This is a genomic window from Streptomyces sp. NBC_00322, assembly GCF_036147535.1.
GTDB lineage: Bacteria > Actinomycetota > Actinomycetes > Streptomycetales > Streptomycetaceae > Streptomyces.
Window position 1 is genome coordinate 6117078 of sequence record NZ_CP108019.1, and the last position, 12959, is coordinate 6130036.

Consider the following 12959-nt stretch of genomic DNA (forward strand, 5'->3'; position numbering starts at 1 on the left):
CCGCATATTTCAGCCCGTCCGGCGTTTGAGGACATGTGGCCGAAGGCCGCATAAGGGGAGGTTGGGGGTCCCCCCCGGGTCGGAGTCTGGGGGAGGGTGGGTAGGGGAACAGCCCCACGAGTCAAGCCGGCGGCTTCGCCGACGTGACGTTGCGGTAGGCGATTTCCGCCAGCCGTTCCTGGCCGTCCCTGCTCGGGTGGAACCAGTCCCACCGGCTCAACTGCTCGCCGCTGAAGCGGAAGTCGAACACCGCCCCGCCGTCGTACCGGCAGCGCGGGTCCTTTCCGCAGACGGCCTTCAGCACCTCGTTGTACGCAACGACCCGGTCCTGCACCCGCGCCCGCCGCGCCTGCGCCCGCGTGCTCACGTCGTCCGCGTCGCCCAGCATCGACGCGCAGATGCCCAGCTTCCAGATCTGCCTGCCCAGCGGATTGCCGCGCCCGGCCGACCACAGCCGTTTGAGGTCCGGCACGCTCGACACGTACACCTGGGCCTTCGGTGCCGTACGCCGCAGCTGCTTCAGCGCTCCCTCGAAGGACCGGCGGAAGTTCTCGACCGTCGTCATCCGCTCCGCCGAGTCCGCGCACGCGTCGTTCGCGCCGACCATGACCGTCACGAGCTCGGGCTTCTTCGCCGCCGCCTGCGCCATCTGCTCGGGCAGGTCGGCGACATCGGCCCCGGAGCGGGCGTAGTTCCAGCTGCGCTCGGCGATCGCGGGTTCGCCGATCAGGCGCATCGCCAGGCTGCGTACCTTCGTGTCCGTGCCGGTCGCCCAGGACACTTCCGGGCAGTCGGAGAGCACCACGCACGCGTCGAAACCGCGGGTGATGGAGTCGCCGACCGCGGCGATCGAGTCCGGGCTGCGGTCCCAGACGGGGGTGGGAGAGGGCCGCCGTTCGGCGGGCGATCCGTGCGCGTTCGGGTCCGACGAGGAGTCACAGCCGGTCAGTGCGCCGGTCATGAGGAGGAAAGCCGCCGTCAGGGCTGCCGCCGCCCTGGGCGAGCGGCGCGTCCGACGTGTCTCCCGCATCCCCAGTTCCCCTCCGTATCACCGGTCCCAGACGTCCTGCCGAGTGAAAGCTTGGTGCGTACGGGCCCCGAGACCGACATTACGTCACCCCTCGGCCACCTACTCACGGTAGCTTTTTCCCGTCGACCCAGAGGCACCGTGCCCATCGGCCCCGGTAAATTACATCACGTCACATGCTGTCCCTTTTGTGGAGTTTGACTCCCGATGCTGTTTACTGAGGCCGCTGGGAAGACGATCCTCGTCCCACACTGGAGGTCCCGGTGACGACACGTGGTGTTCTGTACGTTCACTCCGCACCGCGCGCGCTGTGCCCGCACGTCGAATGGGCGGTCGCGAGTGTTCTTGGCGTGCGCGTCCAGCTCGACTGGATCAGGCAGCCGGCATCGCCCGGTACCTGGAGAGCCGAGTTCTCCTGGCAGGGCGAGGTGGGCACGGCCTCCAAGCTCGCCTCGGCGCTGCGCGGCTGGCAGCTGCTGCGCTTCGAGGTGACCGCCGAGCCCTGCCCCACGGCGGAGGGCGAGCGCTACAGCGCCACGCCCGAACTCGGCATCTTTCACGCCGTCACCGGGATGCACGGCGACATCCTGATCCCGGAGGACCGGCTGCGCGCGGCGCTGGCGCGGTCGGTGCAGGGCGAGACGGACCTGGAGGGGGAGATCGCCAAGCTGCTGGGCAAGCCGTGGGACGACGAACTGGAGCCGTTCCGGTACGCAGGGGAGGGCGCACCGGTCCGCTGGCTGCACCAGGTCGTCTGAACGACGTAGCCGAAGGGGCCCCCATCGCGTGGTGGGGGCCCCTTCGGGTGCGTACGAGAGCCGCTTGTTCGTGCGCCCCTCGCACCGCTCGGCGCCTCTCGGGCTTCGAGGCGCTGCGCCGGACTCCGTCCGGCGGACGTGGCGGAGGCCCGCCTCCTCGGAAGGGGGCGGGCCTCACGCGTGCGAGAACTCAGACGGTACGGAACGCGAGAACCACGTTGTGGCCGCCGAAGCCGAACGAGTTGTTGATCGCCGCGATCGTGCCCTGGGGGAGCTTGCGGGGCTCGCCGCGCACGATGTCCGCGTCGACCGCCTCGTCGAGGTTGTCGATGTTGATCGTCGGCGGTGCCGTGCGGTGGTACAGCGCGAGCACCGTGGCCACCGTCTCGATGCCGCCCGCGCCGCCCAGCAGATGGCCGGTCATCGACTTCGTGGCGGACACCGCGACATGGTCGAGATCGTCGCCCAGCACCTTGCGCAGGGCCTTGATCTCGGCGATGTCGCCCTGCGGCGTCGACGTGGCGTGCGCGTTGAGGTGCACGACCTCGGACGGCTTGAGGTCCGTCGCGTCCAGCAGGTTCTGCATCGCGGTGGCGATGCCGCGGCCGGTCGGCTCGGGCTGGGCGATGTGGTGGCTGTCCGCGGACAGTCCCTGGCCCAGCACCTCGCAGTAGACCTTCGCGCCGCGCTTGGCGGCGTGTTCGGCCGACTCCAGGATGACGACGCCCGCGCCCTCGCCGAGGACGAAGCCGTCACGGGCCGTGTCGTACGGACGGGAGGCCTTCTCGGGCTCGTCGTTGTTCTTGGACATCGCCATCATGTTGGCGAACGCCGCGATGGGCAGCGGGTGGATGGCCGCCTCGGTGCCGCCGGCGACCACGACGTCAGCGCGGCCGGTGCGGATCATCTCCACCGCGTAGCCGATCGCTTCGGCGCCGGACGCACAGGCGGAGACCGGAGTGTGCACGCCCGCCCGGGCGTTCACCTCCAGGCCGACGTTTGCGGAGGGGCCGTTCGGCATGAGCATGGGCACGGTGTGCGGGGAGACGCGGCGTACGCCCTTCTCCTTGAGCACGTCGTACTGGTCGAGCAGAGTGGTCACGCCGCCGATGCCGGAGGCGATGACCGCGCCCAGGCGCTCGGGGAGAACGTTGACGTCCTCACCGGCCGGTGCGCCGTAGCCGGCGTCCGCCCACGCCTCGCGGGCCGCGATCAGCGCGAACTGCGCCGAGCGGTCCAGCTTGCGGGCGAGCGGGCGCGGCAGGACCTCGCCCGGGTCGACCGCCGCAGTTGCGGCGATCCGGACCGGGAGTTCGGCGAAGCGCTCCCCCTCGAGGGGCTTCACTCCGGAGCGCCCGGCGAGCAGACCCTCCCAGGTCGATGCGCTGTCGCCACCCAACGGTGTGGTTGCGCCGATACCGGTGACGACCACGGTGCGATTGGTCGAGCTCACAGGAATTCTTTCTCCACGTGTAGAGGGTGCTGAATTTTCACGGCGCCACCGCCGGGTGGCGACAAACGCGATTCAGGCTCAGGCCTGGTGCTTGGCGATGTAGTCCGCGGCGTCGCCGACAGTCTTCAGGTTCTTGACGTCGTCGTCCGGGATCTTGACGTCGAAACGCTCTTCGGCGGCGACGACAACCTCGACCATGGACAGCGAGTCGACGTCCAGGTCGTCGGTGAAGGACTTGTCCAGCTGGACGTCCTCTACCGGGATGCCGGCGATCTCGTTGACGATCTCCGCGAGACCGGTGACGATCTCTTCCTGAGTGGCGGCCATGTGGCGCTCCTTCGGTGTTGTATCAGAGGGTGTGGCGTCCGGAAGATCCGGTTGCCTAGGGGAGGGTAACGACCGTGGCTGCGTAGACGAGACCCGCCCCGAAGCCGATGACGAGCGCGGTGTCGCCGCTCTTGGCCTGTCCGGTCGCCAGGAGCCGCTCCATTGCGAGCGGGATCGAGGCGGCCGAGGTGTTGCCGGTGGTTTCCACGTCACGGGCGACCGTGACGTGCTCCGGCAGCTTCAAAGTCTTCACCATCGAATCGATGATCCGCATATTGGCCTGGTGCGGGATGAAGACGTCCAGGTCGTCCGCGGTGATTCCGGCCGCGTCCAGCGCCTGCTGGGCGACCTTCGCCATCTCGAACACGGCCCAGCGGAAGACCGCCTGGCCCTCCTGCGTGATCGCCGGAAACTTCTCGACGGTGCCGTTGCGGTAGTCGTCCCACGGCACGGTCTGCTTGATGGTGTCGGACTTGTCGCCCTCCGAGCCCCAGACGGTCGGGCCGATCTGCGGCTCCTTGGAGGGGCCGACGACGACCGCGCCCGCGCCGTCACCGAACAGGAAGGCCGTCGCGCGGTCCTCCAGGTCGGTCAGGTCGCTCAGCCGCTCGACGCCGATGACCAGTACGTACTGCGCCGAGCCCTCGACGACCATGCCCTTGGCGAGGGTCAAGCCGTAGCCGAAACCGGCACAGCCCGCGGAGATGTCGAACGCCGCCGGCTTGACCGCGCCGATCTTGTCAGCGATCTCGGTGGCGATGGCCGGGGTCTGCTTGAAGTGCGAGACGGTGGAGACGATGACGCCGCCGATCTGCTCCGGGGTGATCCCGGCGTCGGCGATCGCCTTGCCCGCCGCCTCCACGGACATCGCGCTCACGGTCTCCTCGGGGGAGGCCCAGTGGCGCGTCGCGATGCCCGAGCGCGAGCGGATCCACTCGTCGGAGGAGTCGATCGTCTCGAGGATCACCTCGTTCGGCACGACCCGGATGGGGCGGTAGCCGCCGACACCCATGATGCGTGCGTACGGGGCGCCCTGGCTGGGCTTGATCTTCGTCGACATGCTCTTACGGCTCCTTGTCAGGCTGAATGCTCGGCGACGAGCGTGCGGGCCGCGTCGAGGTCGTCGGGGGTCTTGAGCGCGAGCGTCTGCACGCCCGGCAGGGCGCGCTTGGCGAGACCGGTGAGCGTGCCGCCGGGGCAGACCTCGATCAGGGCGCTGACGCCCTGAGCCTTGAAGGTCTCCATGCACAGGTCCCAGCGGACCGGGTTGGCGACCTGGCCGACCAGCCGGGCGATGACCTGGTCACCGGTGGAGACCGTGCGGCCGTCCTTGTTCGAGATGTACGGCAGGACCGGGTCGGAGACCGTGAGGTTCTCGGCGGCCTCCTGGAGGGTCGCGACCGCGGGCGCCATGTGGTGCGTGTGGAACGCGCCGGCCACCTTGAGTGCGATGACGCGGGCCTTCTCCGGCTTGTTCTCGGCCAGTGCCGCGAGCTGCTCGGCAGTGCCGGCGGCGACGATCTGGCCGGCGCCGTTCACGTTGGCCGGGGTCAGGCCGAGGCTTTCGAGATGGGCCACGACCTGCTCGGGGTCACCGCCCAGGACGGCCGACATGCCGGTCTCGGTGACCGCGGCGGCCTCGGCCATGGCCAGTCCGCGCGTACGGACGAAGCCGAGTGCGGCGACCTCGTCGAGGACACCGGCGAACGCGGCCGCGGTGATTTCGCCGACGCTGTGACCTGCGACGGCGCCGGGGCGTACGTCACCGAGCGCCGCGGCCGAGAGCAGGCCCGCGGCGACCAGGAGCGGCTGTGCCACGGCGGTGTCGCGGATCTCGTCCGCGTCGGCCTTCGTGCCGTAGTGGGCAAGGTCGAGCTCGATGGCGTCGGACCAGGCCGCAATGCGGTCGGCGGCGCCGGGGAGGTCGAGCCAGGGAGTCAGGAAGCCGGGCGTCTGAGCGCCTTGGCCGGGAGCGACGAGTACGAGCACCCTCACACTTTCTCTTGTGGACGGCTCCAACCGCCCGTGGGGACAGGGACCAAGAAACGTCAGGGGAATTGTGGGCCTTCGACAAAAGTCTAGGGCTGCGAATCTGCGTCGGCCAGACGCCCCAGAATGAGTGCGATCCGCAGCGTGAACGCGGAGCGCACATCGGAGGGTGACCATCCGGTGACGTCGGTCACACGTCGCAGCCGGTAGCGCACGGTGTTGGGGTGGACGAAGAGCATCCTTGCGGCGCCCTCGAGACTACTCGCCTGCTCTAGATAGACGCTCAAGGTTTCCAGAAGCGCCGACCCCGCTTCTTCCAGCGGTCTGTAGATCTCCTCCACCAACTGCTCCCGCGCGGCCGGGTCCGAGGCGATCGCGCGCTCCGGCAGCAGATCGTCCGCGAGAACCGGGCGGGGGGCGTCCTGCCAGGCGAAACACGCCTTGAGCCCTGCGGCCGCGGCCTGCGCGGACTTGGTGGCGGCGAGCAGGTCGGGCACGACGGGCCCCGCGACCACGGGACCCGCGGCATAAGGCCCGATCAGGGCCTTGGCGACCTGCAGCGGGTTGTCGCTGCCGCCCGCGATGACGACGAGCCGGTCGCCGAGGACTCCGGTGAGGACCTGGAGCTTGGCGTGCCGGGCGGCCCGGCGAATGGCCTCGACGGTGAGTTCGCTGTCGCCGTCGGGTGCGGTGCCGAGGATGACGCAGACATACTCGGGGGAGTTCCAGCCGAGCGCGGCGGCGCGGGAGACGGCGCCCTCGTCGGCCTCGCCGGACAGTACGGCGTTCACGACCAGCGATTCGAGCCGGGCGTCCCAGGCGCCGCGGGCCTCGGCGGCCTGCGCGTACACCTGGGCGGTCGCGAAGGCGATCTCGCGTGCGTAGACGAGCAGGGCCTCGCGCAGTACGGACTCGTCACCGGGCGCCGCGACCTCCTCGATCGCCGACTCCATGACCTCGATGGTGGTGCGCACCATCTCGACGGTCTGGCGCAGGGTGATCGCGCGGGTCAGCTCGCGCGGAGCGGTGCCGAAGACGTCGGTCGAGATCGCCTGCGGGGTCTCCGGATGCCGGAACCACTCGGTGAACGCGGCGATGCCGGCCTGGGCGACAAGGCCGATCCACGACCGGTTCTCCGGGGGCATCGCGCGGTACCACGGCAGCGTCTCGTCCATGCGTGCGATGGCGTTCGCGGCGAGCCGGCCGGAGGACTGCTCCAGTCGGCGCAGGGTCGCGGTATGCGGGTGCGGGGAGTTCGCTGCAGGTTCGGGCACGGGGACAAGAGTGCCTTATCGGGACGGGTGAGCGGAGTGGCGGGGGCTCCCCTTCTTCGTGCCGCCCTTGCACTGCTCGGCGCCTGGGCGCCTCCCAGGCTTCGGACGCCTGCGCCGGACTCCGTCCGGCGAGCCGGGTCCCGTCCCGCGCCGCGCAGCACCCGTGCCGCGCGTGGTCCGGCGAACTGGACTGCCACGGCGGGACTACGGTGGACCCGTGATTGACGTACGGCGCTCCGCCGACCGCTTCCGCGGTGGCGACCCCGCCTCGGGCATCGAATCCCTGCACGCCTTCTCCTTCGGGCGGCACTACGACCCCGACAACCTGCGCTTCGGCGCGATCCTCGCCTGCAACGAGGAGCGTCTCGATCCCGGTGCCGGCTTCGACGAGCATCCGCACAGCCACACCGAGATCGTCACCTGGGTCGTCGAGGGCGAGCTGACCCATCGCGACTCGACGGGCCACGCGACCGTCGTCCGGCCCGGCGACGTCCAGCGGCTCAGCTCCGCGGACGGGGTCCGCCATGTGGAGCGCAATGACGCGGACATGCCGCTGACCTTCGTCCAGATGTGGCTCGCACCGCTGTCGCCGGGCGGCGATCCGGCGTACGAGATCGTGCACGGCATCGCCGACTCGACGCCGTACGCACTCCCCGAGGCGGGCGCGCTGCTGCATGTCCGCCGCCTGGGCCGGGGCGAGCGCACGGCGGTGCCGGACGCGCCCGCGGCGTACGTGCATGTGGTGCGGGGCGAAGTCCGCCTGGGAGATGCGGAGTTGTCCCCGGGCGACGCGGCGCGCATCACGGAAGCCGACGGCCTGGAGCTGGCAGCCCTGGCTCCGGCCGAGCTGCTGCTCTGGGAGCTGAACGAGTCCTGAGTCCGGCCCTGAGTCCGGTCCTCAGCCCAGCTCGGCCAGCACCGCGTCCGTGAACGGCGGCCACGCGTCGATCGCCCACTGCCCGAAGGGCCGGTCCGTGAGCGCCACACACGCCGCGCCTGCCGCCGGGTCGATCCACAGGAACGTGCCCGACTGGCCGAAGTGGCCGAAGGTGCGGGGCGAGGACGAACTGCCCGTCCAGTGCGGTGACTTGGAGTCCCGGATCTCGAAGCCCAGACCCCAGTCGTTCGGCTTCTGGTGCCCGTAGCCGGGAAGGATGCCCGACAGGCCCGGGTGGACGACCGTCATGGCCTCAAGGACCGTACGGGCGTCAAGGAGCCGCGGCGCCTGCACTTCGGCGGCGAAGCGCACCAGGTCGTCGACCGTCGAGACGCCGTCCTTCGCGGGGGAGCCGTCCAGCGTCGTCGCCGTCATGCCCAGCGGTTCGAGGACCGCCTGGCGCAGATATTCAGCGAACGGGATGTCCGCCGCCTTGGCGATGTGGTCGCCGAGCACCTCGAAGCCCGCGTTGGAGTACAGCCTTCGAGTACCCGGCGGGGCCGTCACCCGGTGCTCGTCGAAGGCCAGGCCCGAGGTGTGGGCGAGCAGATGACGGACCGTGGAGCCCTCGGGGCCCGCAGGTTCGTCGAGCTCGACCGCACCTTCCTCGTACGCCACGAGCGCCGCGTAGGCCGCGAGCGGCTTGGTGACGGAGGCGAGCGGGAAGCGGTGCGCGAGCGGGCCGTGCGATCCGGCGACGGTGCCGTCCGCTCGTACGACGGCGGCCGCCGCGGTCGGTACCGGCCAGTTCTCGATCATCGCCAGGCTCTGCATGCGTACGAGCCTAAAGGGTGAGTCTCATCGCCGGATCGGGGGTGCGGACGAAGCCGAGCGAGGTGTACAGCGGCTCGCCGTCGGCGGAGGCCCGCAGGTCGATCTTGCGTACGCCGCGCTCGCGGAACCAGCCGAGCAGCGCCTCCATACAGGCGCGCGAGTATCCGCGGCGGCGCAGGTCCGGGTCGGTGGCGACGCTGAAGACGTAGCCACTGACGCCGTGCGGATTGCCGGGCCCGCCCAGGCGGTACTCGATGGTGCCGACCACGCACGCCGCCAGGCCGCCGGGGCGCTCGACGACGAACGCCGTCAGATCGCCTTCCGGGTCCGCGAGCTCGCGGCGCAGGGTCTCGATGGCGGCAGGCTGCCAGCTGACATCGGGATTCGGCCCGAGATACGAGTCCTGCATGACCTTGCGCAGGCGGACCAGCTCTTCGGCGTCGTCGGGGGTGGCGCGTCGTGCGAGGCTCATGGTTTCGGCAGGCTATGGGGCGCCGCACGAAAACTGCCATCCATTTCTGCTTGCTTCGAGTGCACTCCAAGGTTTTAGCGTGGAGGACATGACGCTGATCGAGAGCACGCCGGCAGGAGTGGACCTCTGCAAGTCCCCTCCCCGCGCGCATCCCCGCCGCGAGGGCCAGGACCGCTACACGATCAGCGAGGTCGTCGCTTTCACCGGGCTCACCGCGCACACCCTGCGCTGGTACGAGCGGATCGGGCTGATGCCGCACATCGACCGGTCGCACACCGGACAGCGGCGTTTCACCAATCGCGATCTGGACTGGCTCGCCTTCGTCGGCAAGCTGCGGCTGACCGGGATGCCGGTCGCGGACATGGTCCGCTACGCCGAGCTGGTGCGGGAGGGCGAGCACACCTTCGAGGCACGGCAGGAGCTCTTGCAGCAGACGCGGCGCGATGTGCGCAGGCGTATCGCGGAGCTGCAGGACACGCTCGCCGTGCTGGACCACAAGATCGACTTTTACGCGGACGCCCGGCGGGCGTCGGAGAGGCTCTGAAACCTGATGGCTGAATCCTTGAGGAGCGGCAGCAAGATCGCACAGGTGCGGCTCGGGACCGGCGGACCGCTGGTCGGCATACAGGGCCTGGGCTGCATGGGCATGAGCGAGTTCTACGGAGAAACCGACCTGGCGGCCGCCCGGGACACCCTGGAGGCGGCGCTGGAGGCGGGCGTCACGCTCTTCGACACGGCGGACGTGTACGGGCGGGGGGCGAACGAGGAGTTCCTCGCGCCGTTCGTCGGAGCGCACCGCGACGAGATCACCCTGGCCACGAAGTTCGCCATCGAGCGGAATGACGACCCGCGGTACCGGGCCGTCCGCAATGACCCGGAGTACATCCGCAAGGCCGTCGAGGAGAGCCTGCGGAGGCTGAAGACCGATGTCATCGACCTGTACTACATGCACCGCCGCGACCCGGCCGTGCCGCTCGCCGAGTCCGTCGGCGCGATGGCCGAACTGGTGGAGCGCGGCCTCGTCAAGCACCTGGGCCTGAGCGAGGTCACCGGCGCGGAGCTGCGCGAGGCGCACGCCGTGCATCCGATCGCCGCGCTGCAGTCGGAGTGGTCGCTGTTCAGCCGGGACGTGGAGCGCAGCGCGGTGGGCGCGGCGGCCGAGCTCGGCGTCGCCTTCGTGCCGTACTCGCCGCTCGGCCGAGGCTTCCTCACCGGTGCCTTCGCCGACGCGGGCAAGGACCTCTCGGAGGGCGACTTCCGCAGGTACCAGCCGCGCTTCACCGGCGACAACGCCAAGACCAACGCCGCGCTCCTGGAGCCGGTCCACAAGATCGCCGCGGCGCACGGGGCGACGGCCGCGCAGGTGGCCCTCGCGTGGGTGCAGCAGCGGGCCGAGGTGCACTCGCTCGCGGTGGTGCCGATCCCCGGCACCCGCAAGACCAGTCGGCTGCTGGAGAACGTCGCGGCGACCCGGCTGAAGCTGACCGAGGAGGAGCTGGCGGTGCTGGAGCCGATCGCCGGGCAGGTGGCGGGGGACCGCTACCCGGACATGTCCTCGACGTCGGCGGCGCGCGAGTAGCCGAACGGGGACAGAGCCCGCCGCGCGCAGTGCTGCTGCCGCGCGGCGGGCCCTCGTCACGTACGACTCACAGCTCCGCGAGCAGTTGCGCCTTCTTCGTGCTGAACTCCTCGTCCGTCACCAGACCCGCCTGGTGCAGCTCCCCGAGGTGCCGTATCCGCTCGGCGATGTCCGCCGGGTCGCGCCGCCCCGCCCGCAGGGCCATGACCGGCGCCGAGCCGCTGTTGCGTACGGAATCGAGCACCGCGGCCGCGAACGGCAGCGACTCGTGCACCGGCCCGCGGCTCACCCCGAAGAGCACCGCCGCCGGATCCTGGTCCGCCTGCCTGGGCGCGGCGGCCTCGTCGCCCGGTTCGTCACCGCGGCGCAGCAGCCGCAGATACCCGTCGAAGGCCTCCGGCGAGCGCCACTCCACGCCGCTCAGCTCCGTCACCGGGAAACTCTGGTCGCCCGCCCTCCACTTGGCGGACGACGCGGCCGTCCGGGACCAGCGGAAGGAGACCATCGAGCCGTCGAAGAAGGCCTTTCCGTCGTACGCCTTGAAGTGCATCGGCCCCTCGGGCGCGGCCACGGCGTACCGCTCGGCCGGGGTGTCCGCGTCGGCGGGGAGCAGGGCGCGCAGTTCGTCGGCGTAGTACTCGGCGAGTGTCTCGCGCTCCGCCGGCAGGACCAGCCGGTACGGGTCGCAGCCCTCCTTCAGCTGCCCTGCCGCGGCATCCATCAGCGGATCGGCGCCGGGTCTTGGCACGGCGTGCAGCACCACAGTGCCGCGTTTGCCGGGGGAGAGGGTCACCGACGTCAACGCCTCGTGGGGGATGCGGCGTTCGCGAAGCGTCTGGAACAGCTTCGGCGCACGCAGCCCCCGTTCGAAGCGGATGAGCACGGAGTCGGTCTCGAACTCCCAAGTGGCTTGAATTCCGGCCAGAACATCACCCATGCGCCTCATCGTAGGCGGCGCGTGCCCGCGCGTCGCCCCTCGGTGCTCAGGCCCGGCCACGATGCTCTACGCGCGTCAGGCCGCCTCGTCGCCGGAAATACCACGGCGGCATGTGTCGCCGCCGCTCTCACAGGTCACGCCGTCGTACGAACCGACGCCTATCTCGGCGAAGTTGCTGACGCTCTCCGTACCCGGCTCGAAATAGCCGGTGTGACCGATCGCGTCCGCCGCGGACAGGACCCGCGCGCCGAACGCCTCCGTCACCGGGTCCTCGCCGTGGCCGAGGCCGCCGACCGCCAGATGCGGCACGTCCTCGATCCAGTCGTCCCTGTCGCGCATGGCCCAGACGCGGGCGCGGGCGTGGAGCCCGGCCACGTTCTCGGCGCGCATGCCGGGACTGCCGGCCACCGCCACGTCCCGCACGCGGGCGGGAAGATGGCGGGCGGCGACGCCGCACACGACGGAGCCGTAACTGTGGCAGAACAGTGCGATCTTGGAGCTGCCCGGCAGCGCGCCGGCGAGCGCGGTCAGGCGCACCGCACCGTCCTCGGCGCGGCGGCCCGTGGCCGAGTCCATGCCCAGGCCTGCGGGTGCGGTGTAGTCGGCCCAGGCGATGACCGCCGTGCGCGTACGCGGGGACGCGGCCCGCTCGGCGGCGTACAGCGACTCCGCCATGCCGACCGGCGCGGTGTACTTGCGGGAAGACTTCTGGAACGTGAGCACATTGGTGTCCACACCGGGGACGATCACCGACACCCGCTGGGCGCGGTCGAGATCGCCGAGCACCTCGGCGACCTTGCCGGGACCGGAGGGGTCGAAGGCGAGGATCTGCCGCTCCGCGCTCACGAGCGCCTCGAAGCGGTGCATACGGCGGACCGCCTGGTGATGGCCGTCCGCGGTCAGGTTGACGTCCTTCACGCGCTTGCGCTCCTGGGCGAGCGAGAGCGCGAGGGCCTTGCGGTTGGCGCGGTAGCGCAGGGTGACCGGGGCGCCGTTGAGATTGCCGACGAGGACGGGGTACCGGTCGGCGAGGCGGGCCCGCTGCGTGCTGCCGATGGAACCGAAGAACGCGGCGAGCCGCTGCGGCGGCGACTCCGGATCGGGCAGTGCCCGCACCCCGATCCGGGCCTTGGCCCAGCCGGCCAGCTCGGCCTCGAGAGCGTCACGGGGACCGCCCTGATGTCGTATGGCGGTCCAGCCGGTCGTCGCCAGCATCATGAACACGACCGCGAGCGCGAGCAGGGCGCGCCAGGCGGTGATGGTGGGGGAGGAGTCGAAGGAAGTCACTGCGGGACACCCTAGGAGACGCGCGACGCGGCTCGCGAAGACCGTGAGACAGATCACGTGTCCGGGGGGAGTGTGGGGGGTGCGTCGTCACAATCCGTGCGCGGGCGCGCCCCCGTGGTCACCGGGATCGTGGTGGGCCGCCCCC

Annotated in this window: 14 protein-coding genes; 4 read left to right on the forward strand and 10 right to left on the reverse strand. The window is 70.6% G+C overall.

What is annotated here, in order from left to right; translation table 11 throughout:
- Positions 1 to 121: 121 nt before the first annotated feature.
- Complete coding sequence (locus OG905_RS27955; RefSeq protein ID WP_328678159.1) at positions 122 to 1030, reverse strand: SGNH/GDSL hydrolase family protein; 909 nt, start codon at positions 1028 to 1030, stop codon at positions 122 to 124.
- 260 nt (positions 1031 to 1290) lie between these two features.
- Between OG905_RS27955 and OG905_RS27960 the strand changes: the two genes are divergently transcribed.
- Complete coding sequence (locus tag OG905_RS27960) at positions 1291 to 1785, forward strand: DUF3145 domain-containing protein (RefSeq protein ID WP_328678160.1); 495 nt, start codon at positions 1291 to 1293, stop codon at positions 1783 to 1785.
- Positions 1786 to 1975: 190 nt separating this feature from the next.
- Here the strand turns inward: OG905_RS27960 and fabF are convergent, their stop codons facing one another.
- The 5 genes from fabF to OG905_RS27985 form a co-directional block, all read right to left on the reverse strand.
- On the reverse strand, positions 1976 to 3238 hold the full coding sequence (gene fabF, locus OG905_RS27965; protein ID WP_328678162.1) for a beta-ketoacyl-ACP synthase II: 1263 nt from the start codon (positions 3236 to 3238) through the stop codon (positions 1976 to 1978).
- A 78-nt stretch (positions 3239 to 3316) separates the two neighbouring features.
- On the reverse strand, positions 3317 to 3565 hold the full coding sequence (locus OG905_RS27970) for an acyl carrier protein (RefSeq protein ID WP_078077492.1): 249 nt from the start codon (positions 3563 to 3565) through the stop codon (positions 3317 to 3319).
- Between the two features lie 55 nt (positions 3566 to 3620).
- A complete protein-coding gene (locus OG905_RS27975) occupies positions 3621 to 4625 on the reverse strand; it encodes a ketoacyl-ACP synthase III (protein WP_328678175.1) in 1005 nt (334 codons plus the stop codon).
- A 17-nt stretch (positions 4626 to 4642) separates the two neighbouring features.
- Entirely contained in the window at positions 4643 to 5554 is a 912-nt protein-coding gene (locus OG905_RS27980; RefSeq protein WP_328678176.1) for an ACP S-malonyltransferase, read from the reverse strand.
- 89 nt (positions 5555 to 5643) lie between these two features.
- Positions 5644 to 6828: a PucR family transcriptional regulator gene (locus OG905_RS27985; RefSeq protein ID WP_328678177.1), complete on the reverse strand. Its 1185-nt coding sequence runs from the start codon at positions 6826 to 6828 to the stop codon at positions 5644 to 5646.
- A 217-nt stretch (positions 6829 to 7045) separates the two neighbouring features.
- On the opposite strand from OG905_RS27985, the gene OG905_RS27990 reads away from it, so the two are divergent.
- Positions 7046 to 7705 (forward strand): pirin family protein, encoded by a 660-nt coding sequence (locus OG905_RS27990; protein WP_328678179.1) that lies wholly within the window; start codon positions 7046 to 7048, stop codon positions 7703 to 7705.
- A gap of 21 nt (positions 7706 to 7726) precedes the next feature.
- Here the strand turns inward: OG905_RS27990 and OG905_RS27995 are convergent, their stop codons facing one another.
- Positions 7727 to 8539: a serine hydrolase domain-containing protein gene (locus OG905_RS27995; RefSeq protein ID WP_328678181.1), complete on the reverse strand. Its 813-nt coding sequence runs from the start codon at positions 8537 to 8539 to the stop codon at positions 7727 to 7729.
- A gap of 10 nt (positions 8540 to 8549) precedes the next feature.
- Positions 8550 to 9011 (reverse strand): GNAT family N-acetyltransferase, encoded by a 462-nt coding sequence (locus OG905_RS28000; RefSeq protein WP_328678184.1) that lies wholly within the window; start codon positions 9009 to 9011, stop codon positions 8550 to 8552.
- Between the two features lie 88 nt (positions 9012 to 9099).
- Between OG905_RS28000 and OG905_RS28005 the strand changes: the two genes are divergently transcribed.
- Together OG905_RS28005 and OG905_RS28010 are read left to right on the forward strand one after the other, a co-directional pair.
- On the forward strand, positions 9100 to 9555 hold the full coding sequence (locus OG905_RS28005; RefSeq protein WP_328678186.1) for a MerR family transcriptional regulator: 456 nt from the start codon (positions 9100 to 9102) through the stop codon (positions 9553 to 9555).
- 6 nt (positions 9556 to 9561) lie between these two features.
- On the forward strand, positions 9562 to 10590 hold the full coding sequence (locus tag OG905_RS28010) for an aldo/keto reductase (RefSeq protein ID WP_328678188.1): 1029 nt from the start codon (positions 9562 to 9564) through the stop codon (positions 10588 to 10590).
- A gap of 67 nt (positions 10591 to 10657) precedes the next feature.
- Here OG905_RS28010 and OG905_RS28015 read toward each other — a convergent pair whose 3' ends face one another.
- On the reverse strand, positions 10658 to 11536 hold the full coding sequence (locus OG905_RS28015; protein WP_328678189.1) for a DUF4429 domain-containing protein: 879 nt from the start codon (positions 11534 to 11536) through the stop codon (positions 10658 to 10660).
- A gap of 66 nt (positions 11537 to 11602) precedes the next feature.
- Positions 11603 to 12814: an alpha/beta hydrolase gene (locus OG905_RS28020; RefSeq protein WP_328678191.1), complete on the reverse strand. Its 1212-nt coding sequence runs from the start codon at positions 12812 to 12814 to the stop codon at positions 11603 to 11605.
- Between the last annotated feature and the right edge of the window lie 145 nt (positions 12815 to 12959).

Excerpts from the sequence above, each read along its gene's own strand:
- OG905_RS27955 (WP_328678159.1), bottom strand. The coding sequence starts at position 1,030 with ATGCGGGAGACACGTCGGACGCGCCGCTCGCCCAGGGCGGCGGCAGCC.
- OG905_RS27970 (WP_078077492.1), bottom strand. The coding sequence starts at position 3,565 with ATGGCCGCCACTCAGGAAGAGATCGTCACCGGTCTCGCGGAGATCGTC.
- OG905_RS27975 (WP_328678175.1), bottom strand. The coding sequence starts at position 4,625 with ATGTCGACGAAGATCAAGCCCAGCCAGGGCGCCCCGTACGCACGCATC.
- OG905_RS27995 (WP_328678181.1), bottom strand. The coding sequence starts at position 8,539 with ATGCAGAGCCTGGCGATGATCGAGAACTGGCCGGTACCGACCGCGGCG.
- OG905_RS28000 (WP_328678184.1), bottom strand. The coding sequence starts at position 9,011 with ATGAGCCTCGCACGACGCGCCACCCCCGACGACGCCGAAGAGCTGGTC.
- OG905_RS28005 (WP_328678186.1), top strand. The coding sequence starts at position 9,100 with ATGACGCTGATCGAGAGCACGCCGGCAGGAGTGGACCTCTGCAAGTCC.
- OG905_RS28010 (WP_328678188.1), top strand. The coding sequence starts at position 9,562 with ATGGCTGAATCCTTGAGGAGCGGCAGCAAGATCGCACAGGTGCGGCTC.
- OG905_RS28015 (WP_328678189.1), bottom strand. The coding sequence starts at position 11,536 with ATGAGGCGCATGGGTGATGTTCTGGCCGGAATTCAAGCCACTTGGGAG.